Origin of the sequence: Mesobacillus subterraneus (genome assembly GCF_003937825.1) — a bacterium.
Classification (GTDB): Bacteria; Bacillota; Bacilli; order Bacillales; family Cytobacillaceae; genus Mesobacillus; species Mesobacillus subterraneus.
In genome coordinates this window covers 168859-193890 of record NZ_RSFW01000002.1, presented here as the reverse complement: position 1 = coordinate 193890, position 25032 = coordinate 168859, and the positions used below count along the sequence as shown (strand labels likewise).

25 protein-coding genes are annotated in these 25032 nt (G+C 47.8%); 7 read left to right on the top strand and 18 right to left on the bottom strand.

The genetic code is table 11. The annotated features are described in order from the left end of the window. Nucleotides 1–90 precede the first annotated feature (90 nt). The 5 genes from EJA10_RS01435 to EJA10_RS01415 all read right to left on the bottom strand — a co-directional run bounded on the left by EJA10_RS01435 (nucleotide 91) and on the right by EJA10_RS01415 (nucleotide 4911). Nucleotides 91–444, bottom strand: coding sequence for a YisL family protein (locus EJA10_RS01435; protein ID WP_125478209.1), 354 nt, complete (start codon nucleotides 442–444; stop codon nucleotides 91–93). Between the two features lie 95 nt (nucleotides 445–539). Next, nucleotides 540–1448, bottom strand: a complete 909-nt coding sequence (locus EJA10_RS01430) for a fumarylacetoacetate hydrolase family protein (protein ID WP_125478208.1) — start codon at nucleotides 1446–1448, stop codon at nucleotides 540–542. Next, complete coding sequence (locus tag EJA10_RS01425; protein WP_125478207.1) at nucleotides 1445–1975, bottom strand: DNA topology modulation protein; 531 nt, start codon at nucleotides 1973–1975, stop codon at nucleotides 1445–1447. The genes EJA10_RS01430 and EJA10_RS01425 overlap by 4 nt, the downstream gene beginning before the upstream one ends. Further along, a complete protein-coding gene (locus EJA10_RS01420; RefSeq protein WP_125478206.1) occupies nucleotides 1975–3159 on the bottom strand; it encodes a DUF418 domain-containing protein in 1185 nt (394 codons plus the stop codon). Before EJA10_RS01420 ends, EJA10_RS01425 begins: the two co-directional genes overlap by 1 nt. A gap of 159 nt (nucleotides 3160–3318) precedes the next feature. Further along, a complete protein-coding gene (locus EJA10_RS01415; RefSeq protein ID WP_125478205.1) occupies nucleotides 3319–4911 on the bottom strand; it encodes a long-chain-fatty-acid--CoA ligase in 1593 nt (530 codons plus the stop codon). 234 nt (nucleotides 4912–5145) lie between these two features. Here EJA10_RS01415 and EJA10_RS01410 point away from each other — a divergent pair, with 234 nt between their 5' ends. The 6 genes from EJA10_RS01410 to EJA10_RS01385 are packed head-to-tail and all read left to right on the top strand — an operon-like array spanning nucleotide 5146 to nucleotide 7108. After that, nucleotides 5146–5367, top strand: coding sequence for a spore germination protein (locus tag EJA10_RS01410; RefSeq protein ID WP_125478204.1), 222 nt, complete (start codon nucleotides 5146–5148; stop codon nucleotides 5365–5367). A gap of 14 nt (nucleotides 5368–5381) precedes the next feature. After that, nucleotides 5382–5651, top strand: a complete 270-nt coding sequence (locus tag EJA10_RS01405; protein ID WP_125478203.1) for a spore germination protein GerPB — start codon at nucleotides 5382–5384, stop codon at nucleotides 5649–5651. Between the two features lie 24 nt (nucleotides 5652–5675). Beyond that, nucleotides 5676–6293: a spore germination protein GerPC gene (gene gerPC, locus EJA10_RS01400; protein WP_281274453.1), complete on the top strand. Its 618-nt coding sequence runs from the start codon at nucleotides 5676–5678 to the stop codon at nucleotides 6291–6293. Further along, nucleotides 6290–6472, top strand: a complete 183-nt coding sequence (locus EJA10_RS01395) for a spore gernimation protein GerPD (RefSeq protein WP_125478202.1) — start codon at nucleotides 6290–6292, stop codon at nucleotides 6470–6472. Before gerPC ends, EJA10_RS01395 begins: the two co-directional genes overlap by 4 nt. A gap of 2 nt (nucleotides 6473–6474) precedes the next feature. After that, nucleotides 6475–6858, top strand: coding sequence for a spore germination protein GerPE (locus tag EJA10_RS01390; RefSeq protein ID WP_125478201.1), 384 nt, complete (start codon nucleotides 6475–6477; stop codon nucleotides 6856–6858). Between the two features lie 31 nt (nucleotides 6859–6889). Beyond that, entirely contained in the window at nucleotides 6890–7108 is a 219-nt protein-coding gene (locus EJA10_RS01385) for a spore germination protein (RefSeq protein WP_125478200.1), read from the top strand. On the opposite strand, the gene EJA10_RS01380 is transcribed toward EJA10_RS01385, so the two are convergent. From EJA10_RS01380 to addB, 3 genes are all read right to left on the bottom strand, one after another. Further along, entirely contained in the window at nucleotides 7105–7413 is a 309-nt protein-coding gene (locus tag EJA10_RS01380; protein ID WP_125478199.1) for an HNH endonuclease, read from the bottom strand. The genes EJA10_RS01385 and EJA10_RS01380 overlap by 4 nt on opposite strands. A gap of 131 nt (nucleotides 7414–7544) precedes the next feature. Continuing rightward, complete coding sequence (gene addA, locus EJA10_RS01375; RefSeq protein WP_125478356.1) at nucleotides 7545–11327, bottom strand: helicase-exonuclease AddAB subunit AddA; 3783 nt, start codon at nucleotides 11325–11327, stop codon at nucleotides 7545–7547. A gap of 1 nt (nucleotide 11328) precedes the next feature. Continuing rightward, a complete protein-coding gene (gene addB, locus EJA10_RS01370) occupies nucleotides 11329–14904 on the bottom strand; it encodes a helicase-exonuclease AddAB subunit AddB (protein ID WP_125478198.1) in 3576 nt (1191 codons plus the stop codon). Nucleotides 14905–15141: 237 nt separating this feature from the next. On the opposite strand from addB, the gene EJA10_RS01365 reads away from it, so the two are divergent. After that, on the top strand, nucleotides 15142–16287 hold the full coding sequence (locus EJA10_RS01365; protein WP_125478355.1) for an MFS transporter: 1146 nt from the start codon (nucleotides 15142–15144) through the stop codon (nucleotides 16285–16287). 16 nt (nucleotides 16288–16303) lie between these two features. Here the strand turns inward: EJA10_RS01365 and EJA10_RS01360 are convergent, their stop codons facing one another. From EJA10_RS01360 to EJA10_RS01315, 10 genes are all read right to left on the bottom strand, one after another. Then, nucleotides 16304–17830 (bottom strand): class I adenylate-forming enzyme family protein, encoded by a 1527-nt coding sequence (locus tag EJA10_RS01360; RefSeq protein WP_125478197.1) that lies wholly within the window; start codon nucleotides 17828–17830, stop codon nucleotides 16304–16306. 224 nt (nucleotides 17831–18054) lie between these two features. Next, nucleotides 18055–18387 carry a hydrolase gene (locus EJA10_RS01355; RefSeq protein WP_125478196.1) on the bottom strand — a complete coding sequence of 111 codons (333 nt, stop codon included), beginning with the start codon at nucleotides 18385–18387 and terminating at the stop codon, nucleotides 18055–18057. Between the two features lie 315 nt (nucleotides 18388–18702). Beyond that, nucleotides 18703–19443, bottom strand: a complete 741-nt coding sequence (gene fabG / locus EJA10_RS01350) for a 3-oxoacyl-ACP reductase FabG (protein WP_125478195.1) — start codon at nucleotides 19441–19443, stop codon at nucleotides 18703–18705. Between the two features lie 12 nt (nucleotides 19444–19455). After that, a complete protein-coding gene (gene phaZ, locus EJA10_RS01345) occupies nucleotides 19456–20358 on the bottom strand; it encodes an intracellular short-chain-length polyhydroxyalkanoate depolymerase (protein WP_125478194.1) in 903 nt (300 codons plus the stop codon). A 6-nt stretch (nucleotides 20359–20364) separates the two neighbouring features. Further along, a complete protein-coding gene (locus EJA10_RS01340; RefSeq protein ID WP_125478193.1) occupies nucleotides 20365–21399 on the bottom strand; it encodes a 3-oxoacyl-ACP synthase in 1035 nt (344 codons plus the stop codon). Continuing rightward, nucleotides 21396–21578 (bottom strand): hypothetical protein, encoded by a 183-nt coding sequence (locus EJA10_RS01335; protein WP_125478192.1) that lies wholly within the window; start codon nucleotides 21576–21578, stop codon nucleotides 21396–21398. Before EJA10_RS01335 ends, EJA10_RS01340 begins: the two co-directional genes overlap by 4 nt. Further along, nucleotides 21578–22585 carry a branched-chain amino acid ABC transporter permease gene (locus EJA10_RS01330; RefSeq protein ID WP_125478191.1) on the bottom strand — a complete coding sequence of 336 codons (1008 nt, stop codon included), beginning with the start codon at nucleotides 22583–22585 and terminating at the stop codon, nucleotides 21578–21580. Before EJA10_RS01330 ends, EJA10_RS01335 begins: the two co-directional genes overlap by 1 nt. 7 nt (nucleotides 22586–22592) lie before the next feature. Then, the gene (locus tag EJA10_RS01325; RefSeq protein WP_125478190.1) at nucleotides 22593–23453 is read right to left on the bottom strand and encodes a branched-chain amino acid ABC transporter permease; all 861 of its coding nucleotides are present in this window, start codon (nucleotides 23451–23453) and stop codon (nucleotides 22593–22595) included. Between the two features lie 17 nt (nucleotides 23454–23470). Further along, nucleotides 23471–24178, bottom strand: a complete 708-nt coding sequence (locus EJA10_RS01320; protein WP_125478189.1) for an ABC transporter ATP-binding protein — start codon at nucleotides 24176–24178, stop codon at nucleotides 23471–23473. After that, nucleotides 24156–24929 (bottom strand): ABC transporter ATP-binding protein, encoded by a 774-nt coding sequence (locus tag EJA10_RS01315; RefSeq protein ID WP_125478188.1) that lies wholly within the window; start codon nucleotides 24927–24929, stop codon nucleotides 24156–24158. The genes EJA10_RS01320 and EJA10_RS01315 overlap by 23 nt, the downstream gene beginning before the upstream one ends. Between the last annotated feature and the right edge of the window lie 103 nt (nucleotides 24930–25032).

Sequence of the window (25032 nt, the reverse complement as noted above, 5' to 3'; positions counted from 1 at the left end):
CCTCTAAAAATACCATATAACTACAGGGGAAGATATGACAAAAAAAGAAAAAAAGCCGTCTCAAAGGACAGCTTTTTTCGACAATCTTATTTAGAACAGGTAAGTTCCTAACGGCAATGAGAAACCTAAATACAGAACAAGAAGCAAAGCAACGATAAATTGAATCCATAGAATGGATGCTTTTTCGTTTTTCTTCGTACGGATTAAAATCATTTCGAGCATCGCGATGACCCACAGTCCGACTGCTGCTTTCAGAACATACATCATGTTGATGTTAATGCTGAACAGAAGCATGAAACCAGTCAACAGAATCAACAGGTAAAACAGTCGCAAAACCATATGGACGATCTTAGCGCCCTTTTCCTTGCCGCTTTTATGTAGTCCGAGTGAAACGAAAAATAAAATCAGCGCTAAAAACCACGCTGTCATATGGGCATGTATCATGTACCCGTCCTCCTAACGTCAAATTCTAAAATATCATACCATATTGAAGCCGAAAATCCTAAAAATATGGTGAGAAGATAAGTATATTAGAGTGCTCAACCTTTTACCTGATTTCTTAAAGTACCAATTCCTTCAACCGTTATTTCAATCGTGTCTCCTGCCTTAAGGAATCTTGGCGGCTTGAAGCCTTTGCCGACTCCTGCTGGCGTTCCTGTTGCGATGATATCGCCTGGCTCTAGAGTCATTCCCTGTGAGAGCACAGAAATTACTTCTTCCACAGGAAAAATGAAGTTTTCCGTATTTGAATCCTGCCTGACTTCGCCATTAACTGTCGTTTTAATGTTCAGGCTGTTTGGGTTGTCGATCGCCGATTTGTGCACAAGCCAGGGACCAATCGGACATGTAGTATCAAGGCTTTTTCCAATAAAGAATTGTTTATGCTTCGACTGCAGGTCGCGAGCTGTGACATCGTTGAGAATCGTATAGCCGAAAACATAATCGAGGACCTCTTCCCTCTTGATTCCCTTCCCCTTCTTGCCGATCACCACAGCAAGCTCGCCTTCGTAGTCAAGCTGTTCCGTCAGCTCCCTGTGGTCATGGATGCTGTCTTCATGGCCAATGACAGTTGTAGGAGCTTTCGTAAATACCATCACATGTTCAGGGATATCATCCTTGCTGCCCATTTCAATCGCATGCTCTGCGTAATTCTTACCGACACAGAAGATATTTTTTGCCGGACGCGGGATCGGGGCCAGCAATTCGACTGACTCCAGCGGAATGGATAACTCATCTTCAAGCTGGTTTTCTTTTATCCACGCCACAATATTCTTCGCTTCCTTGTAAAATTGGTCACCAAGAGCGATACCTTCCAGCAAACTTGCAGGGAGAGCAGACTCTCCATTCATTTTTTCAGAAGCGGCTGCCAGCGAAATGATATGGTTTTCTTCGTCATTGACTGCCCCAATAAATTGTCCAGTTGCATTTCTGAACGTAACGAATTTCATGCGGATACCCTCCTATTATTTGAAAGTTTTTCTATAAACCTTGCAGTCTCCCCCGGGCTGGTAAAATGGTATATCTCTTTTCCCTGTTCGCGGAGTCTTTCCATTCTTGCCTGGATATCCGGAGCCTTTTTGCGCTTGTATGTTGCCACCCATTTGATAAACTCCCAATCCAGCTTTTCCGGACAGCCTTCATTCATGTCCGGTCTGGTCTTTCCATGGTACATGATCCTGCGCTTAAAAATGCCATAAAGGCATCTTAGCGTTGAATAATCCAGAAAAATGATGGTGTCCGCAGCCTCGGCACGCATCTCCAGGGTACTGCCGAAATTACCGTCCATGATCCAGGAATCTTTTTTCAAAATTCCCGAGACAATCAATTTCCACTCGTCCTTCGGAGTCATCTCCCATCCTGGTTTCCAGTACAGGGCGTCCAAATGATACACCTTTATACCAAGGACTTCTCCAAGCTTGACGGCAAGGGTTGACTTACCTGCCCCGCCGCTGCCGATGATGATGACCTTCTCCATCAGGCTCCTCCTTTTTTAAAGCGTTGCTTTTTCAAATAGGTTCCGCTTCGCCAGAGCCATTCGACTGGACCATAGTGATAGTTTTTTACCCACCAGACACTTAAAGCGAGCTGGATCGCATAAATCACCAATGCCAGCACCGATCCGGTGAAGATCGATACTTTTCCGTAATAGCCGAGTCCGTAGCTGTAAAAAATCATCGTCGAGAGAATGGACTGGAAGAGGTAATTGCTGATGGACAGCCGGCCGGCAGCCTCGAGCGGGTACAGAAGCCTGTCAAATCGCCTGTTTTCAGAAGCCAGTGCGACCAGCAATGCATAAGCCATTGCCAGCAGTGCTCCTCCAAAAACATCCTGGGCAAAATCTGTCATGAACGTCCTTCCGGAAAGGTATGGAAGCGACTTGATCAACAACCCCAGAACGGCGAGAACTCCAGCGGCTCTCGTCAGCCTCCTCTTCTTTGAAGCAACATCCTCAAACAGCTTTAGTTTTGCAGCCCCTGCCCCAATCATGAATAGAGGCAGAATCGTAATCAGGTAAAAAAACAGCCCGAAAAGGTCATTGTGTTTTGACCATTCCGCTATCCGCTGTTGGGTCACCTCTGCAAAGCTGCCAGTTTGATAGACATTGATCGCCTGCTCCGCAGCCTGTCCGTCATACATGGAAAACTCCGTACCTCCATTGACAAAGGAGGCAGCACCAAGCATCAATAGCAGCAGAAGATTTGGCACAACATACAGAGTGATTCCTGCAATGAACAGTCTTCTGGCGGTCCAGCCAATGACCAGGAGGAACACAAAACCGCAAATGGCATACGTAATGAGAATATCCCCTTCCCAAATGAGGAAGGCATGGACAATTCCCATCAACAGCAAAATGGAAAGCCTCCTTATGGCCAAAGGAGTGAAACTCAGCCCTTTATCCAGCGTCCTTTCTCTTAAAATGACCAGACCATATCCGAAAAGCATCGCAAACAACGGATAAAAACTAGCTTGAACCAATACATCAATCAATCGGTATGTAAATAAATTGTGTTTCCCATCCCACCATGTTTCATGGTCAATATAAAACAAAGGCGAATGGAATGAAATCATGTTAACTAAAAAAATCCCCAATATAGAAAATCCCCGCATCCGGTCAATAGAAACAATCCTGCCTCCAGACCCGCTCCCGTTCAACTCCATACTTCCCCTCATCCCATCCAAAAGTTTACATCTACATCATACATGAAAACACGGGGACGGTTCTACTGTTTCATCATTCGGGAAAGAACTGAAACAGCAGAACCGTCCCTCTGTTTCACAAAGAAGGACTGCCCGGGTTTCTGGCAGTCCTGCAGTTTATTAGTTTACGAATCTTCCTTCTTTGCCTTTGGATTCCCAGTATTCATTTCTTAGGTGCACTTTCTGGATTTTACCGGAGGCTGTTTTTGGCAGTTCTTTTACAAAGGTGACTCCGGTAATTGCTTTGAAGTGGGCGAGTTTTTCTCTTGAGAAGGCGATGAGGTCTGCTTCGGAAACTTGCTCGTTTTCCCGAAGGACGATATAGGCATGAGGGGTTTCGCCCCATTTTTCATGCGGCACTGCGATGACCGCTGCTTCAAGGACTGCCGGGTGGTCATAGAGTACCCCTTCGACTTCGATGGAGGAAATATTCTCACCGCCGCTGATGATGACATCCTTTTTGCGGTCGACGATATCGATATTGCCGTATGGATCGACGGTTGCCATGTCCCCTGTATGGAGCCAGCCATTGCGGATCGTTTCCATGGTCGCCTCTTCATTTTTCCAGTAGCCTTTCATGACTCCATTGCTGCGGGTAATCACTTCCCCGATTTCCTTGCCGTCATGTGCCACCTCTTCACCGTAATCATTCACGACTTTCACCTGGCAGCCGATCATTGAAATCCCTGCCTTGGCTTTCATGCGATACTGTTCGCTCAGCGGAAGGTGCTTCAAATGGGATCTTACGGTTGAAATCGTGCTGAGCGGCGAGGATTCAGTCATTCCGTATACCTGGATGAACTCCCAGCCCAGTTCTTTTTCGACTCTTGTCACAAAGGCTGGCGGCGGTGCGGAGCCGGCGATGACAACGCGAACCTGCTGCTCGATGCTCGGGACATTTTTTTCATAATACTGCAGAAGAGAGTTCAGAACGGTCGGAGCCATATGCATGATGCTGACCTTATGCTTTTCCAGCGCTTTAAAAATAACCTCTGGAGTCGTTTTGCGCAGACATACCTGCGAGGCGCCATTCGCAGTGTAGTAAAATGGTGATCCCCATCCATTCACATGGAACATCGGCAGGACATGCAGCAGGACATCCTCGTCACTGACCCGCAAATGATGCATCGTGGTCAAAGCATGAAGGTAATTATTCCGATGTGTCAGCATGACACCCTTTGGATTTCCTGTCGTCCCGCTTGTATACAGAAGGCTGCAAACATCCTCCTCCTCCAGTTCTTCTCGTTTGAAAGTGTCAGGAGAGTGCTGGAGCAGCCATTCATCATAACCTGTCTCATCCAGGCTATCGTCTTTGTAATGAACAATGATCTGCTCGACCGTTTCAAGGTCATTTTTAATTGGTTGGATCAGATGATATAAGTCCTGATCCACGAACAACACCTTAGATTCACTGTGGTTCAAGATAAACAGGTAGTCATCTGGCTTCAAGCGGATATTCAAGGGAACCATCACGGCGCCAACCTGAAAAACACCATAGAAACCTTCCAGCATTTCCACAGAATTTGGTGCAAGATAGGCAATCCGGTCTCCCTTGGCCGCACCAAGCTTCCGCAATCCATCAGCCAGCCTGTTCACCCGCTCATTCAGTTCAGAATATGTAAAAGCTCTGTCTTCGGAAAAAATGGCCTTTTTGTCTCCGTATAGCGCTACCGCGCGGTCCAGGAACTGATTCAAAAGCAATGGAACGTTCATAATCTGCCTCCTAAAGAATAATTTTAAAATTCTAAATATATAAATATACTACCATATTATTCTTCTGTTATATAACTTTCCATCTGTTATATAACATAATTTCAGCCGCATAATTCGACATCACATCAACCATGAATTTGCATGCACCTTTGACGAAAGAAATGGGCATTTTAATCACATTCTTTAATTGGGCACATAGGATAATAAAGAAATCCAAGTAAAAGGGTGTTGCTCATGCCAGCAATAGTTGGAGTCGCACAGGTCATTTCTCTCGGGAACAGCGCCGTATTCCATATTGGCGATGTATATAGAATAAGCCCTGTATCTACAGCCAAAACTTTTTCAGGTGCTGGATCCTTCAATACCGGAGATGGATTGACCGTGTACAATAACCAAAGCTCAACCAATACCTATGACCAGGATGGAGTCGACCAGGGAAATTATCTGAATGTATAATGCGGGTGAGTTGAATGAATTTTTATATACAGCAGTCCATTCATATCAATATGCTGAGGATTGATGGGATCACGAACTCTTCTGTCTTGCAAATTGGAAGTGCCGGACTGATCAAGCCTGTTTCCTACCTGTACAACACTGGCGGATTTACAGAGCCCGCTCCAGAGGCTGTACATCCCAGCCAAATCATGACAGGAGTCCAGGAGACAACAACCAGCACATTGGAAGCCCCTGCCGTTCCACTGCAGGGACCGGTCCGTCTGCATGGAGAAGAAAACAAATAACTGGCCTGAAGCGAGGTGGTTCGTTTGGATGCGGAATTCTTGGATTATTTAAAAAAGCTGCATTTATATGTGGAGCACCAGAGCAGAAAAACAGCCAGGCTGGAAAAGATGGTTCTGGATTTGCAGGAGGAAATTGCTGCATTGAAGGAGCGCCCTCCTGTACAAATCGGGAATATCGAATATAAATTCGACCAGTTAAAAGTAGAAACACTCGAGGGGACACTGAATATCGGTTTAAACCCGACTGATCTGGATGGAATCGAGGATTTTACCGTCGATCAAAAAGCGGTGAATGTGCCTGTTCCTCCTAAGCAGATTTTCAAAAGAACAATCGAAATAGAATCCGCTTTGCATCATTATCTTGAAACGGAATTAGAGAATATCTACCGGGATGCCCAAACGAATCTTGGAATCAATATTGACGACTCTTATTTTGATTTTATAAAAGAGGATATAAAAAAGCAGCTGTCTGGCAGAGTGGCTGCCCACTTACAAGAGCGCACCGCTGGTGAGCGAGGGACGCAGCAAGGTCCGGAACTGAATGAACAAGTCATCGATGCACTGAAGCAGGAGATTCATAATGGGGTTTTCCTGTTCCTTAAAAACCTGCCAGACAATGTGAAGGAAGGACGTTCAGAATGAATTTTCAAGTCTATAACCGCGATATTTGCGTCGGGGACATTCGGATAATCGGTGTTTCAAGCTCCTCACTGCTCATGGTCGGGGATGCCCAAACCATCAACCTGGCAGCGACATTCGATACTCCGGCTGAATCCCTGATTGTCGGGCCGTTCGTCCCGCTGGCACCGGAAACGAGATAGCGATGATTCAAAGAACAGCATGTGTAGATAACATAAAAATTAACTCAGTGACGTTTGCCTCGATTTTGCAAATTGGTGATTCAGAGCAAATCGCTGCAAACTCAAAAGCATTGGCCGTACAAAGGGAAGCTGAGATTTTTTTTGGTAATGAAGGCAATTTTGCTTCCTTCCCCATTTTTTCGGAAGCCATTCCATTTCAGCCTCCAGATGAAACCATTTCCAGTTCTACTCAAAACCTTAATCCGATCTTGAAAGTTAGAAGTATTGATATTCTTGGTGTCTCCTCTTCATCGGTAGTCCACCTTGGAAACAGCTGTGATATAAACATGGAAGCCAGGGTTAAGCACATTCGCCAGCTGCTTCCTCGCAGTGGGCGAAATGGTTGAATAAGAGCTTAAAAAGAAAAGGATGTTTTAAATGCCAGCAATAATTGGTCCTGTGCAAATCTTGAATGTTGGCGGCGGGACAGTGCAGTTTGGCGACACGCTGTTCATCTCGCCAAAAAGCAATTCGAAAACAGTCGCTGGGCAGGGTGGATTCAATACTGGCGGATTCATTATTACAAACAATGGATTAAATGCCAGCAATGTTCTTGATGCCAACCTGATCGACCAGCCGACAGTAGGGAATAACTAACGTTTTTTCCGTTTACGTGAATTTGATTTTGAAATCCTCGGCAGCCTTGAAGAAGGCTGCTTTTTTATCCACTTCACAAAAGCATGGATTTTAGGATGTGAACGCAGTGATTCAATCGTATTCAATCCCGCTGCCAGCTCATCATTGGTAAATAGAGCATGGATCTGTTTATGGCACGGGATACAGAGATCTGCGGTAGGAAGAAAAGTACCTCCCATTTCTTTCGGAGTCAGGTGATGGACTGTTACCTCCACCTCCTCCCTCAGGCATAATTCGCAAGTGCCCGATTGTTTTTTCTTGGCCATGATTAACTCCCCTCCCGAAAAGAGTCTCATTATATTTTTCATACCCCATTCAAGTCAATGTCCGGCTAATAAAAAAACCGGTCAGGATTATTGTGCACATCCGACCGGTTTTATGATGAAAATCTTTATAGTCAATCCAGTTCAAGCAGGTGTCCGCCATCGAAGAAGTATAAATACTTCTCCTCGACTGGCTGCTTCCATACTTGCTCGATCGCCTTTGCATAAAGGCTGATCTGGATTCGGTAACGCTCTTCCAAGATGGGTCTGGCCTGTTCGAAACCGCCTTTAAAGCGGTCATGGATGCCGTCTGTCTTAAAATCGAGCAGGACGGTCCCTTTGTCGTCACGGAAAATGCAGTCGACGACCCCCTGGATAAAAATCGGCTCATTTTCTCCTTGCCAGCCAGGATAGACCTCAGCTGCTTCCAGCGACAGGTAGAACGGGACCTCTCTGCTGACCTTTTCTGCGTTCAAAAGGCGCACGCCGATTTCGGTATCAAAAAAGGCAAGGATCCATTTCTTATCGATTGCTTCTCTTTGCTCAGGGAATAGCAACTCTTTTTCAACCATTTGATTGAGCTGAAGATCAAGTGAGGCTTCAGTAACAGGATTGGTTAAATCGATATGCTGCATGACCATATGCATCGCTGTTCCGCGCTCTGCAGGTGTCAATTTTTTCTCCTGCATGAATCTTGGCCGGTTAAGAATTGGCTTTGCGAACCTGCGGACGATTTGGGTGCCGCTTTCTTCATCCCTTGTCTCGTGATTGCGTTTCAGCTCTGTCACGGATTGCTTCGATCGATGACTAGCTGCTTCCCCGAACTGATACTTCCATGAAAGCTGCCTGTTGACCGTTTCTGCCAGTTCGGAATTCAGCCCCACAGGTTTCCCGGCTGCCACAAGCTGCATCAAGCTTTCCTGCTCATCGGACTTTTCATCTGCATATGTGGCGACTTCTTCTGCTTTGATGCTCTCGATTTTCCAGCGGGAAGGATGGCAGGTGATTTCTTCACCAAGTCCTGGGTGAACGATATCCTCGCTTCCCCTTAACGGGCTGCAATCCTTGTGACGGATCACCGCAGGACCTACCCAGTCAATATAACCTGATGCAGACGCCCTCAGGTATTCATCGAGCAGCCAGTCCGGGTGGCTGGCCTCTTCCTGCCACTTGCTGATTGTTTTTTCAGCATCCTTGACGGACCCAATCAGGTAGAGTTTCTCCTTCGCCCTCGTCAACGCCACATACAGCACGCGCATTTCTTCAGCCAGCATTTCCATCTTATGCTTTCGTTTGAACGCCAGCTGCGGCAGTGATGGGAAGGAGATCCGCTTTTCTGGATTGATATATTTAGCAGCAAAACCAAATTCCTTATCCAGCATGTAAAATTTCTTCAGGTCCATCGTATTGAAATTCCTTGCCAGTCCGGCAACGAATACGACCGGGAATTCAAGCCCCTTGCTGCTGTGGATGGTCATGATCCGGACAACATCCTCCTGCTCTCCCAGCGCACGGGCAGCACCAAGATCATCTCCGCGTTCACGCATCCTCTCAATGAAGCGCAGGAAGCGGAAGAGACCCCTGAAACTTGTGGCTTCATATTGCCTCGCACGGTCATAAAGCGCGCGGAGGTTAGCCTGACGCTGTTTTCCGCCTGGCATGCCGCCGGCAAAATCGAAAAATCTTGTTTCCCTGTAAAGCTGCCAGATCAAATCCGACACGGACGCCTTTCTTGCCGCTGTCCGCCATCTTTTCAAGCCTTCAAAGAACCGGCTTGTTTTTTCATGCAGGGCTTCATTCTGCGGGGCTGGCTTTTGCGAGCAGAATACCGTCAAAGCCTCGTAAAAAGATCCCCGTCTCTGGCTGATCCTGATGACGGCAAGCTCTTCCTCGTCCAGACCGACAATCGGCGATCTGAGCACGGCTGCGAGCGGGATATCCTGATATGGATTGTCAATCACCTTCAGCAACGACAGCATGATCGCAACCTCTGTCGCCTGGAAGTAGCCGGTGGAGAGGTTAGCGTAAATCGGGATGCCTTGCTGCTTGAACTCCTCCATGATTTGCGGTGCCCATGTCATCGATCGAAGGAGGATGACGATATCACGATAATTGACCGGTTTTGAAGTCCTGGTTTTGGGATTATAGACGCCCCGGCGTTCTTTGACCATATCCTTGATATGCTTGGCCATCAGCCTTGCTTCCAATTGAGATTGCTCCAGATCATCTCCATCGAATCCGTCAGCTGGAATCTCATTCTCATCAGCTGCTTCAGCTTCTGTCGAAGAACCTTCGCCATGATCAATCAAAAGCAGCTCCACCGGGTATTCCTCATCCTCCGGGTAAGGAGCACCCTTCTTCAACTCTGCATTTTCATCGTAATGAATCTCGCCGACCTTGATCCCCATGATTTGCTTGAAGAGATAATTTGTTCCGTCAAGCACCTCGCTGCGGCTTCGGAAGTTTTTCGCAAGGTCTATCTTTAATCCGGTTTGTTCCCCATCCTGGGTAAATCGATTGTACTTCCCTAAAAACAGATTCGGCTCGGCGAGACGAAAACGGTAGATAGACTGTTTAACGTCGCCGACCATGAACAGGTTTCCTGACGCTTCCCCATCTGCGGTCACAAGCTGGAGAATGGCCTCCTGCACCATGTTCGTATCCTGGTATTCGTCTACAAGCACTTCCTTAAACTTATTCCTGTACGCAAGGGCTGCTTCGGACGGACGGACTCCGCCATGCTGCTCGCCCTCCCCATCAGCTTTTGCCGTCAGAATATCAAGTGTATAATGCTCGAGATCCGAGAAATCAACAAGGCCGCGTTCCTGTTTAACTACGCCAAAGCGGCGCGAAAATTCTTTTACAAGATTGATCAGCACCGCGATTAATGGCTTCATTTCCTGCATATCCTTCAGAAAGCTTTCAGGTTTCCTTGAGAATAGTTCGCTTTTCAGATCCTGGACGATTTTCTTTGCCCGGTCCCGAAGCTTGGCCGCCTTATCTACCAGGTCCTTATTGAAATCATCGCCCCTGCAGGTTTTTGCCCGGCCGAAGCTTGCAAGCTGAATTGCCTCGTAAAGGGCAGACCAGGATTGTTCCTTTGCATTCAGCAGTGTTTCGATCACATGGATATCTTCTGTAAAATTGGCAGACCGGGGTGCAGGTCCGCCCGGCATTTTCGTCATTTCCAAGCCTTTTTCAAGCAGCTGCTTCGCCCCCTGAAGCTGAAGTTCGATATCCCCCATGAGCACCTTCATGAAAGGCAGCTCTTCGATTGCCGTGCTGCCTGCTGCGTCATACATGGAAACAATCGAATCAAGATAGTCTTCCGGAGAAGGATTCGATCTGGCAAAATCGAACAGGTCGACGATGATATCCTTCAACCCTTCGTCACTGCGGTCATTCGTGAACGCATCGACCAGGTTGAAAAAAGGCTGGTTTTCTGCCTTTCCGTATTCCTCTTCGAAAAGTTCCTCAATCACTTCATCCCTTAACAACTGGCCCTCAGTTTCGTCGGCAATCCTGAAACCAGGATCCACATCAATCAAGTAATAATATTTTCTGATCACTTCAAGGCAGAAGGAGTGCAGGGTGGAAATTGATGCCCTGTTGAGCAGGCTCAGCTGTTTTTTCAAATGAGTTGAATTCGGGTTGCTGTCGATGGCTTTTTCCAGTGCTTCGCCAATCCTGTGCCGCATTTCCGCTGCCGAAGCATTCGTGAAGGTAACGACAAGCAATTCATCAACATCAATTGGTTGATCATCCGAAATGATTTTCTTGATGATCCTTTCTACCAGCACCGCTGTTTTTCCGGAACCGGCCGCTGCGGCAACGAGGATATCCTGACCGGATGCCATGATGGCTTTCCACTGGTCTTCCGTCCATGTTGCGCCTTCTGGTATAGGCGGGATATTCATTCTAGCCAAGATCCTCTTCCTCCTCCCCTATGGTTGTGAACAAATCCATTTTCTTCAGTTCTTCTAATCGGCCTGAATTTACTGACAGGCCATCCTTTGCCTTCAGATTTTCATCTTGGCGAAGCGCCTCCAGCAAATCTTCCTTCTTGATGACAGGAAGCTTCCTGAAATCGTTCGATTCCACTCCCTGGTCAAACTGGCAGACAGGCTTGAATGAGCAGAATGTACATGGAGCACGGTCCTTGAGCTTATATGGTGCCACATCAACGATCCCGCTTACAATGCGATTGCCTGTTTCAACATATTTATTTCGCACGAATTGCCGTAAATGATCAAAATCTTCCTTGCTGGCCACTTTTGAGCTCTTCAGCAGGCTGCCATCCTTCTTGAAACCGGCTGAAATAATTTGCGAGCTTCCTGAATCAAGACCCTGATCCATCAATCTGATGACATTCTCATCATTCAGCAGCAAGCCGTTCATTTTGAAACGCTTGAGGATTTCCTCTTCAATCTCCTCGAGCGTCAGCATTTTCGAAGCATTGACAATCGGATTATGGACATGGAAGTACAGCACTCCCGCAGGATCCGCAGGCTTGCCGACCAACAGCGGCGAGTGGGTGATGATGATATCCAGATAGGTCAGCATCTGCAAAGCCACTCCATAATAAACCTCTGTCAAATTGACATCCTTCACGCTCGATTTATAATCAACGACCCTCAGGTACACACCATGGTCATCTTCAGCCTTATCGACTCGGTCGATCCGGCCCATCAATTCCATCCTTGTTCCATTTTTCAAAGAAAATGCAAGCGGAGGCAGCTGGCCCTGACGGCCGAAACCGAGCTCGAGGCCAACTGGTGAAAATCCGCTCACCTTTGCATGCTCACTCAAAACGAGCGAAGCCCGGCTTATGATATTTTGCAGCTTTTGCCTGATATAGTGATGCCTGTTCGAGCTGAGCAAAATTTCATTCTGCAATCGAGGCGCCAGCTTTTGTACCGCGTTCCTGGCCAGTTCTTCTGCCTGCGCCCTCGTAAGCTGGGCCCAGCTTAGATTCTGCTGCATCACGGTTTCAGCAATTTCCTTTAAGGCCGCATGGAACAGATCCCCGATATCCGGAGCCTCAAGGCGGAAGATCTGGCGGTCGCGCAGCTTTAAGCCGTGCTGAACATAATGCGAGAACGGACAGCTGTTGAACAGCTCCATCCTTGATACACTCGCTTCGATCTGTTCGCCATAAAGCTCCTTCGTGACAGCCTCTGAAAGCTGCTTCGTCCGATTTTCATAGAACAGGCTTGAAAGAACCATTCGGGCAGTGTCCGCCCAGCGATGGTTATTCAAGTAATAGTCGTACACATCCCACCAAAAATCATAAACAGGATAATTGCGTTTTTTCAGCTGGAGCTGGGATGTCAGATAAGAAAGAGCAACATTCTCCCCTGCTGCATATTCGAGCTGCTCCTGCTCTGGCAATTCAGATGGGTCCGGCAGGAAGACATGGGTTTGATGCTCTGGAAAAAGATCCGCAATCCTTTTAATGAAGGAGGAAGGCATCAGTGCTTTTCCTTCTTCATTTGCAATCGGGTAGCTGATAAAAAGCTTCTCGGATGGGGTGACGAAAGCTTTGTAGGCGATGAAGTTTTCATCCAGCAGCTTCGTCCTGCTGCCAGGGGCAAGCTTTATACCTTTGGACTGCAGCAGTTCCCTGTCATCATCCGCAAAAATCCCTTCCTCATTCATCTTTGCAGGAAGGACACCTTCATTGACGCCAATGACAAAAGCGACCTTAACATCCGCAAGTCTTGTTTTTTCAAGATCGGCGACCAGTACCTGGTCGATTGCCGGAGGAACAAGGGAGAATCTGAGTGATTCAAAACCTGCATCCAGGATCGAAACGAATTGTTTCGGAGCCACTTTGCTTTCTCCGAGCATTTCGACGAACTGGTCAAGCAGGTTAATCACACCATCCCATGCCTGCTCATGCTCTCTCGCTTCTACCAATCTGCCTTCCTGTTCGGCGGCCATTCTCCAGGCTTCAAGCTTAGCCGGAATATCAAGCTCCTCAATGAAGAGATACACAGCTTCAGAGAGCTTCCTTCCCGTGTCGGCACGCTTCAGGCGGCGAGCCAGCCGCTGCAGAGGGGATGTAATCAAATGCCTAAGGTCATTCAACTCCTGCTCCATTTGCTTTTCAGCGTCGGTCTGGGCCAGGCCATCAAATTCAAGACCGCGGATCCTCTTGTATTTCCAGCGATCCTTTTTCGTCCATTTATCCCCCTGGATTCCATACGCAAGGACATAATTCTCAAGCACATCCATCTGTTCACGCATCTTATTGAGATTGGAACCCTCAGGGAAAAGCAGGTCGGTCTTCACCGCCCTGAAGATTGGTTCATAGCGCCAGTTTCCAAGAACGGTTTCAAGGCTGGAGCGAACAAGCTCAATCAGTGGATGGTGGAGCATATTCCTCTTCTGGTCGATAAAGTATGGAAGGCCATAATCATCAAAAATCGTTTCAAGCACTTCGCGGTAATCGCTGCCTCGCATCAGCACGGCCATATCGCGATAGCGGTACCCATGATTCCTGGCCAGCCCGAGAATCTTCCGGGCAACTCCCTCCAGTTCTGCCCTCCTGTTCGCTGCCTGGGCAATGTGAATGGAAGACTCGCCAATGTATTTCACCGCCGGCCTTGAATCGAATTCGTTTTCAAGATGCCTCAGCGATTCATCCTGCCAGCGCCTTTGCTCTGTTAATACCACATCTTCCTCTTGGTCATAGCCCCTCGTTTTGATGAGATCATTTAAAGTGCTGCACGTGTCTGCTGTCACCCTGAACAGATTCAGTTCATCCGGCTGTTCGCCGGCATAGTTCCTGTCCGCAGGAATCGCAATCGTCACTCGTCTGCACGTGGCAATCAACTGGTCAATGATCATCATTTCAAGGGGAGTGAAGCTGTAAAAACCGTCGATATAAATTTCGGCATTTTTCAGGTATTGAGATGCTGGGACCTTCTCAGCAAGCAGTCTGAAATAATCTTCAGAGTCGATATATTTGCCGAACAGCTCGTCTTCAAATTGACGATAAACAAGCTCCAGATCATGGATTTTATCCTTAAGTGCTTTGTTGCCGCCGGAGCCATCCTCCATTTTCCCGGCAAGTTCATCCGGATTGATCGCATATCTTTTAAATTCGATCAGCATCTGCTCCATCTGCTGGATAAACCCATTTTTATCTGCTGCCTTCTGGAAAATTTTCAGGTCTTCCTTTTTGTCTTCGATGATTTTGCGGATCATCATACTGATCCCGACACTGTCCAAATGATGGCGCGTGTAGCCGCCAGTTTCCTGAAGGATCCTCCAGGCAAGGCGGGGAAAACTGTATACCTGTGCCCTGATCATTCCCCCCAGGTCAGGGTCAGTGGACAATCTATATTCGGAAAGGAATGACATTTGTTCCGGGACAAGATAAACGACCGGGTCGCCCTGCGGGTCCTCGATCAGCCTGTCCTTTATTTCATTAATGATCATCTCGGTTTTTCCGCTTCCCGAGCGCCCGAGCACCAAACGTACAGACATCTGACTTCCCCTTTCTCTCTATTAATCTTTTAATCTTATACTATCATTTTAAAATTGAAAAAGGCGCTCCAGTTCCATGCGCCTTCTGATGCCAAACAATTGTTCTGTATACATTCAATTATACCTTTTTTACCGTCCATTTTGGAAGTGAAGAGCCCGTTAATTTTTCCCAAAACAACCTTCGAACTGCCGGGTGCCTGCATATGTTATTGATGGCAGGTGATCAACTTGAAATCCATGTCCTTTTTTCAAAAGGTATCCATTCTTCTGACTGTTTGTGCCATCATGGTCGCAAGCAATATTTATACGCTGATTCCCATTTATTCGCTCCTTGCGGATAGTCTGTTCATTGCTGAATCTCACGTCGTCCTTGCCGGCGGGCTGTTTACGTTTTTCTATGCCTGCGGATTGCTGTCGTTCGGACCTGTATCTGACTATACAGGTCCAAGGAAAATCCTTGTGTTAGGCCTTTTGGCCTCTGCATTGGCGACACTGGCTGTCGGCTTTTCTTCCGGCTCGGTCAGTTTATGGGTTGCCCGCTCGGTTCAGGGTATCACACTGGCTACTTTTGCTTCAGTTGCCTTCGCCTACTCCTATGATTTATTTAATTTCCGACAAAGAACGATCCTGGTTGTGCTGATCAATACCGGTTTTTTGATTGCGGGTATTTTTGGGCAGGTTGCCAGCGCATTTCTGGCCGATGTCCTTTCCTGGAACAGCGTATTCTATTTCTTCTCAGCCGTCTATTTCATTCTATTTGCTGCCGCTTTTTTCCTGCTGAAAGAATCATCTCCCCCATCGGTGGAAAGCACGCCTTTATGGAGGGTCTTTTTTCAATTACTGAAAGATTCACGCTTGTTGAAGTGCTATATGATTACATTCTCCCTGCTGTTTGCGATTATCGCCTTCTACGATGCCATCGGCCGTTTTTTTAACGGACCCGAATCGGACCTGCTGATGATTCGGCTCGTCGGATTGATTGGCGCTTCTCTTTCCCTTTTCACAGGAAAACTGATGGAGCGCTGGGGCGAGCTGCGGACCTTGATGTTTGGATTGGCGATCGGGTCTTCCAGTGCGTTTATGCTGCTATTCTTTCATTCCACGGGAGCTTTGATTTTCTTCTCGATCTTCTTTGTTTCATCGATTTCACTCGTGATCCCGACGGTCATTACCCTTATTGGCTATTACGGCAGCAGCCAGCGAGCCAAAGCGTTGTCGCTTTATTCCTTCATCCTGCTGACTGGAGCGAGTCTTGCTCCTCCAGCTGCTGCAATGCTCTCATTCAGCGGTATCATGGGCCTCCTATCCTCACTTTTCCTTTTAAATATTGGTCTTTGCATATTGATTCAAAAAAAGGCATTCCAGTCAGCAAAAGCTGGCTGAAATGCCTTTCCTATTTTTAACTGACTGGCTTCTGATTGGAAACTCCCGTTGCGGTTTCCTTCAATTCCTTTTTATCAATCTTGCCAACATGCGTCTTTGGCATCTGGTCGATCACGTGGATCCGCTTTGGGACTTTATAGCCGCCGAGCTTCTGCCTGCAATGCATTTTGGCTTCCGCTTCCCCGAATGAAACACCCTCTTCAAGCACGATGAAGGCGGTCACGACTTCACCCCATTTGTCGTCCGGCATGCCGACCACAGCCGCCTCACGGATCGAAGGATGGGAACAGAGCCAGTGCTCAACCTCTAGAGGATACACATTTTCCCCACCCGTGATAATCATTTCTTTTTTCCGGCCAACAATATAGTAGTAGCCATCCTTGTCTCTTTTTGCCAGGTCTCCTGTATAGAGCCAGCCGTCCTTCAGTGTGCCTTCAGTCGCCTCTTTATTTTTCCAGTAATATGAGAATGCATGATTTCCCTGGATGGCAAGTTCCCCGACCATATCTGCTCCAGCCTCGTTTCCGTCTTCATCGAGGATTCTGACTGAATGGAACAGCATCGGCTTGCCGACTGACCCCCTTTTCACATCCGCTTCAGACGGATCAATGCAAAAATTATTCGGACCCGCCTCTGTAAGGCCATACCCCTCCTTGAAGGAGATTCCCTTCTGCTTGTAAGCTTCATAGATTTCAAGCGGACAAGGTGCACCTCCGGATAAAAATACCTTTATATCTTTGAACTCTGCATTTCGGAAGTGTTCCGACTTTACAAGCATATGGTGCATCGTCGGGACAAACAGGACGATTGTAGCCTTATACCTTATTAAATTCTCAATCGCTTTTTCCGGTGTAAAGTCGTTGGCCAGGACAACGGTTCCGCCGGCCATCAGGATCGGGATCGAAAGCGCATTCAAGCCGCCAGTGTGGAATAACGGCAAGTAAGTCACCGTCCGGTCTTCATGTGTCAAATTCCAGCTGGCAATCGTTGAAATCCCGTTCCAGATGATTGCCCGGTGGGAGAGGACCGCTCCCTTCGGCTTGCCGGTCGTTCCGCCAGTATAGATCATTGCCAGAGGATCTTCCTCCTCTACTCTCACTCTTTCAGCATCCAACCTTATCGTATTTTGTGCAAAAAGCATCTCGTAATGTGACCCATTGATTTGGATGCACCGGTCTTCTCGATCCCACATCATCGTCACTTCTTTTATATAATTCGAGTGGAACGCCAGCAGGCTGGGTTCACAGTCATTTATGATATAGGCCAATTCATCGGGGGACAGCCTCCAATTCAGCGGCACAAAAATGGCGCCGATTTTTCCGCAGGCAAACAGCAGATCAAAATAATTGATCCCATTTGGCGCCAGCAGCGCAACCCTGTCGCCCTTTTGGACCCCTTTTTCACCCAGCCACACCGCGATTGCTTTTGCCCGATCATTGACCTCCCTGTAAGACCATACCTGATCCGTGCCTGCATCGGCTATCGCAGCAGCCTCTGGTGTCAATCCCGCCCTAGATTCAAGCCAGTCGAGCTCCCACCTCACCGCAATCTCTCCTTCTCTTGTCTTGATGGATACATTTTAGGCGACGGCAGTTACAGGATAGTTACATCATTGCCTTTGGCTTATGTGTTTACTGACCAAAAGCCGGCTTTTGGATTTTGATGATCCTCCATGCATGGTTAGTGAGGGAGCAGCAGTTATCTGATGAATGCGTTGATAGGTTTTATGCAAAAAAACACCACAGCATCAGCTGTGGTGTCCTGTATTTAGATTCCTTTTAACTCTTCTTCAGTAAAGATTCCCATGGTTTTCACATGGTTCCTGGCCTCTGCATCACCTAGCTTGTAGACCATCGCATAAATTTCCTTCATGGCGAAATCATATTCGGCATGTTCACGATCTGGATCCGTAAAAGGGCGCAGGTGGGAATTTTCGAAGGTAGCCCAATCCGCTTTGTAGTTCTCGGTGAGATATTCCCGCAAATCCTTGATTTCCTCACCAGTAGCGAGCAAGGTAAAATGACCCTCCTGCTCAGCCGGCCTGTCCAGCACCTCGCCGCTTTCTATGTTAAAGTAATACGTTTGCTTTTGCTCTTCCATGTACAGCACCTCATTCTTTTTTATACCTTTTACCACTTTGGGCGGGGAGTTAATCTTAAAAATAGCTGGCAAATCTGCGAATCGGTGCGAAGCTGGGGAGTGGACACGCAGAAATAAAGGAAAACATGTCATTCTGAATTTGTTTTGAAGGTTGGTTTGGCAGGTTTGGCAGGTTTATTCCCCGTTGGACCGGTTTTATTCCCCGTTGGCGGAAGTTTATTCCCCGTTGAGCCAGATTTATTCCCCGTTGGCAGCATTTTATTCCCCGTTGCCTCCTTTCCAGGGCAAAATAAAAAAGCGCAGCAATGCGCTTTTTTACATCATGATCCCGCCGTCTACATGGAGGGTCGTTCCGTTCACGTAATTGGATTCGTCTGAAGCAAGGAACAGATAGGCGTTGGCGATATCCTCCGGCAGGCCGAGCCTTCCGAGCGGAACAAGCATTTTCATTTGCTCGAGCACTTTATCCGGTACTTTTGCGGTCATCCCGGTTTCAATGAAGCCAGGTGCCACGGCATTAACGTTGATCCCTTTGCGGCCGAGCTCTTTTGCCCATGTTTTGGTCATCCCGACCACGCCGGCTTTTGTTGCTGCATAATTCGTCTGGCCGACATTGCCGTATACACCGGATACCGAAGACGTGTTGATGATTTTTCCTGAACCCTGCTGCACCATGGCTGGCACGACGGCCTGCGCACAATTGAACACGCCTGTCAGGTTGACATCGACGACCTTCTGGAAGTCCTCGACCGCCAGCTTATGAAGCATCCCATCACGCGTGATGCCTGCGTTGTTTACTAAAATATCAATCTTGCCAAACCGGCTGAGGACGTTTTGTACAAGCAGATCCACGTTGTTTTTCTCAGCGACGTTCACCTGAAAAAAAGCAACGTCATAACCTTCTCCGGAAAGCTCTGCAGCCCGCTTTGTACCTGTTTCTTCATCGAAATCTGCTATTGCCACTCTTGCGCCTTCGCTTGCGAAGGTTTTTGCCGCTGCCAGGCCGATTCCATTCGCTGCTCCAGTAATAATTGCTACTTTATCTTTCAATCTCATACATACACCTTCCTACTCTGCTAAAAATCCCTCTATTTGCTCCAGCAACTGATTCAAATCATCCACCAGAGGAGAATGACCGCAATCCTTAAGCTCCACAAATCTTGCCCGGCCATCAAAATCCTCGATTATCTCCTCTGTCATCCTCTGGGTGACCACAAGATCCCGGTCGCCCCGGAGGATCAGCACCGGAATCGTGATATCCTTAACCTGATCAGTGCCATCCTTCAACCCGTTATTCCCAGCGCTTATATTAAAAGTATTTAGAGAATGATAGACTTCCGCCAGATTCCGCTGTGTCAGCATATCATCGACATACTCTTCATATTGGCGTTCGTCCGGCTGATGCTTCGTATAGATCAACATATTCCACATCGCCTTAAGAAATCCTCTATTTTCCTCGTCATAAGCGGTTTGGACTGCTACTGTCTTCCCAGGGTCCGCTTTTACATCTTCATAGCCAGCCAGACGGTTATTCACATCTGGCAAGCCTTCTGCGCTTGTGCCAAAGAATGGATACCCTCTTGTTGATGCTGACGCCAGCAGGATCAGTTTTTCGCAATAACCCGGATAATCAGCGGCGAACTGCATTCCCACCGCTCCGCCGGTAGACCAGCCAATGATTGTGAAATCCTTCAGGCCAATTTCATCAACAAACAGCTTTACATCATCTGAGAAATCCTTGATTGACATGATTGGCTTATGATAGGTGGATCCCCCGAAACCTCTCAGGTCCACTGCAAAAACTTTATACTCCGGGTCCATCTCATCCATCAACAGGTCCCAATGCTTGGATGATGTCATGTTGCCGTGGACCAAAAGCACGGTTTTCGTCCCTCCGTCCCGTTCGCGGTACGCAAGCGTTTCCCCATTTGGCAACTCAGCTTTTTTCATTTGCACTGCCATCTTTTCCATTCCAGCTCACCCTTTTCCCCATCGTATTGTGGTTGCTCCCCAGGCATAACCGATGCCGGCACTGACAAGGACGACGATGTCCCCATCCTTAAGCTTCCCTGCCTGTTCAGCCAGTTCAAGCGACAAAATTTGGTCAATCTGGCCAATATGCCCATAATCTTCAAGATAAATAGAGTTCGAATCTTCCAATTCCAGTTCCCTCAGGACAAAATCATGTGCGGACCGCTTCATGTGAAGCATTCCCACGTATGAAATTTCTTTCTCGGAAAAACCGCTCTTTTCAACAGAGGACCGGATGACCTTCAGGAAATTGGCCATTGATTTATGCTCAAGCCGCTGTTTCATTCCTTCTGGGTCAAGAACATCGAGCTGGTACAGCCCTCGCTTCAGGCTTTCTGCCGAAATCGGATTTTTTGTTCCCCCTGCGACGACCACGACATCCTCGGAAAAAGATCCGTCTGTGATTATTTCCGTTTCAAGCAACAGGTTTTCCCGATGGCCTTTCTTCAGTAAAATCGCTCCCCCTCCGGCTCCAAGATTGTACATGAACCGGGTGCGGGGATTTTGGTAATCGATAAAATCTCCGTTGCGATAGCCGCCTGCGAGCAGGACGGTATTGATACCGGGATCAGAAAGCATCAAGCCTTTAGCGAGCTTCAATGCCATGACCGTCGTTCCGCATCTTAGTGCTGTGTCAAATGCCCAGGCATTGCGCGCCCCGATTTCTTCCTGGAGCTTGATTCCTGCGGTCCATAACGGATACTCCTTGTATTCCTCGCCGATGTAGATGACAAGGTCAATCTCCATGGGATGAATGCCTGCTTTTTCAATCGCCTTCTTCGCCGCCCTGATTCCCATCTCGCAGGTATGGTCATCCGGGCCTGGAACCGGCTTCTGCTTTATTCCCATTTTCTCTTCCACAACCGCCTCTGGAATTCCTGCCTTCCTGCCAATTTCCGCGCCAGTAATATACTGTTGGGGAAGATAGATTCCAGTGCTCATAATCCCGATTTCCACCTGTTCTCCCTCCTCAGCGGTCATGTTTCCCCAACAACTTCTTTTATGAACTCCATAGCAGCATCAATGGAATCAAACAATGCTTCTTTTTCATCCTGCACATGGGTGACCTTGACCCGCCAATATTTCTTTCTGTTGTCCATTTCAAGATCCGCCAGCTGGAAGCGGAGCACGAATGAGGTGACCTGCTTTGTTTCCATCATTAGTCCCCCTGGCTTACGGTTTCCGATTTAACCGGAACGGAATCTTTCTTTTTCCTGCTGAACTTCAGTTTTTTCAATGAACCGACAATTCCCATCGGGAAAAACATGACAACGAGAATATAGATGATTCCAAAGAAGATGATCCATCTCTCGAAAATCCAGTGGACCTTCGCCAGCTCTGTCAGCCAGTGGTGGGAAAACTCAATGATGCCGGCTCCGATGATCGCACCGACAAGCGTTCCAACGCCGCCGATAATCGTCATCAGCAGGGCATCAAGCGTGATGTCCATCGTAAATACGCTTGTATTGACGAATCTGAGGGACACCGCATATAAAATGCCAGCAATTCCAGCAAGGACACCCGATACGACACTGGCAATGATTTTGTACTGTAGCACGCTGTAGCCAAGTGATTCGGTCCGCTGCTCGTTTTCCCTGATCGCCTGGAGGACCTTTCCGAGCGGCGAGTTGGTGAATCTTTTCAGTAAAATAAAGACAACGACCATCGAAGCGAGGCAAATCAAGTAAAAGTCGGTCCTGTCACGCAGGAATTCCGGCACACGGAAGGTGAAGCCATCGTTTCCATAGGTGACCGTCCGCCATTTTTCCGCCAGCACCAGGAACAGCCCCGCAAAGGCGAGCGTCAGCATCGCATAGAAATGGCTTTTGAGACGCAATGTCAGCAGACCGACAATATAGCTGACCACCGCAGTGAGAACGATGGTGACCACGACTGCCAGCAGGAAGTAACTTGTTTCCGGTTCGAATCTTTTCATGAAGACCCCGACCGTGTAGGCCCCGATTCCAAAAAACATCGCATGACCAAAAGAAACGATGCCAGTATAACCGAGCAAAATATCATAACTCATTGCCAATACGGCGAAAATGAACACCTGTGAGAGCAGAATCAGCAAGCTTCTCGAGTCATATACAAAAGGAAGCACCGCCAGGAACGCGGCAATCATCAGGTACAGGATATTCATTCGATTAGACAGTATTCTCGTCATTGACTGCTCACCCCTTTGCCCCGAACAAGCCCTGCGGCCTGAAGATTAAAACGACTGCCATCAGCAGCATATTGGCTGCAAGTGCCAGGTCCGGTACATAATAGGCCATAAACGAGCCTGACAGTCCGACGAGGATCGCAGCCATGACCGAGCCAGAAAAGCTTCCCATACCTCCAATGACTACCACGATGAAGGCAAGGATCGCGAACTCCATGCCCATGTCCGCATGGATCACCCCTGAGTAGGGGCCGAGCAGCATGCCGCCAAGGGCTGCCATTCCTGCACCGATCATGAAAACGAGCATGAAGACCTTCTGGATATTGATTCCCAGTGATTGGACCATCTCTTTATTCATGACACCCGCCCGGACAACGAGACCGATTTTCGTCTTTTTAAGCACATATTGTACAGCCAGAAAGACGGCCAATCCAACGGCAATGATGAAGACGCGGTATTTAATGATAATGACTCCCCCAACTTCCCAGCTCCCGGAAAGGTAGCTTGGTGTAGAGGCTGAAATCTGGTTTGGCCCCCAGACCACTTTTAACATTTCCGATAAAACTAGCATCAAGCCAAGCGTAATCAGGATTTGCTGGACATGGTTTCCATAGACAGGTTTTATGATCCAGCGCTCTGTCAGAATCCCGAGGAGCATTCCTGTAAGAATCGCTCCGATAATCCCGACCAGGAAGCTTCCTGTTGCTGTATAGATCCAGATGCCGCTGTAGGCTCCCCAGGCAAACAGCCCACCATGGGCAAAATTGAGGACATCCATCAAGCCAAAAATCAACGTGAGGCCGGCTGCCAGAAGGAAAATCAGCATACCCGTAGCCAGGCCGTTAAGACTCAAATTAATCAACACATCCAATGTGGCTTCCTCCCTTCTTATGCGATACCGAGGTATTTCCTCCTCATTTCTTCATCCTCACGCAGAACATTCATCGATCCATTCGAGACTGTCCTGCCATCATCGATGATGTAAAAGCTGTCACCGATCGTGCTGGCCATCATGAAATTCTGTTCGACGAGGATGATGGTTGTTTTGTCCTTCATTTGCTGGATGGACTCCATTACTTTCTCGACGATGATGGGGGCGAGGCCTTTGCTCGGCTCGTCAATCAGCAGTAATTCATTTTCATTGACGTAAGCCCTGGCGATGGACAGCATCTGTTTTTGCCCGCCGCTCAGCAGCCCGCCAGGTTTTTTCCAGAACTTCTTCAAGTCTGGAAAAAGATTTAGGATCCAGTCCAGCCGTTCATGTGTTTCCTCATTCTCTTTCTTGATCGCAACTTTAATATTTTCTTCTACAGTAAGGCCGGCAAAAATACCCTGGTCTTCAGGAACATAGCCAATCCCTTTATTGGCAATCGTATAGGTTGGCAGATCCTTGATTTCTTCTCCCTTGAATGAAACCGAACCCTTCGATGCATGGTTCAATCCCATGATGGTTCGAAGTGTCGTTGTTTTTCCTGCTCCGTTCCGGCCGAGCAGGACTGTGACTTCTCCCTTCGGCACCTCAAACGTGACACCCTGAAGGATGTGGTATTGGCCGATGAACGTCTCGACATGGTCAAGCTTTAGCAGCGTGCTCACTATGCAAACCTCCCAAATATGCAGACTGGACCGTTTCGTTCTTCATGATCTCCTCTGGTGTCCCGTCGGCGAGCAATGCCCCATTGAACAACACCATGATCGTATCCGAGAGATCCATGATCATATCCATCTTGTGTTCGATCAAAATGATCGTCCGGTCGCCCCTTTGTTTGATTTTCCTGATTACATCAAGGATCGCCGGCACCTCTTCAAGCGACATGCCTGCAGTTGGCTCATCAAGCAGAAGCACCTCGGTATTCAAGGCTAACAGCATGGCAATCTCCAGCTTCCGCTTCTCTCCGTGGGCAAGGTTCCGGGCCAGTGCATCCTTTTTGTCATCTAACAAAACGAGCTTCAGCCATTCTTCTGCCTGCTCTTCAAATTTTCTGAAGGATTGAAAATGCCTCAGCATCTGATAGCGCACTCCGGCTTGTGATTGGACCGCAAGCCGGACATTTTCCATTACGGTCAGGTTCGGGAAAACATTGGTAATCTGGAAGGACCGTCCGATTCCTGCCCTGGTTCTTTTGGTTGGGGACAGGTTCGTAATTTCCGTTCCTTTATAAAAAACCTGTCCTTTTGTCGGCGAAAGCTGACCGCTCAACAGGTTAAAGAAAGTCGTCTTTCCGGCGCCATTTGGTCCAATGATCGATTTAAAATGGTTATGGGGAACCGAAATGCTGACTGACTCGACAGCGGTATGGCCGCCAAAAGTGATGCTCAGATCCTTCGTTTCTAAAATTGCCGTCATATCATTCACCACCTGTAGGTTTATTGATGCTGTTTCGTACGATTCTCAACGATTCTTAGGAGTTATGTCGCTATTGAATAAAAGCATAATGAACTCCGGCTGG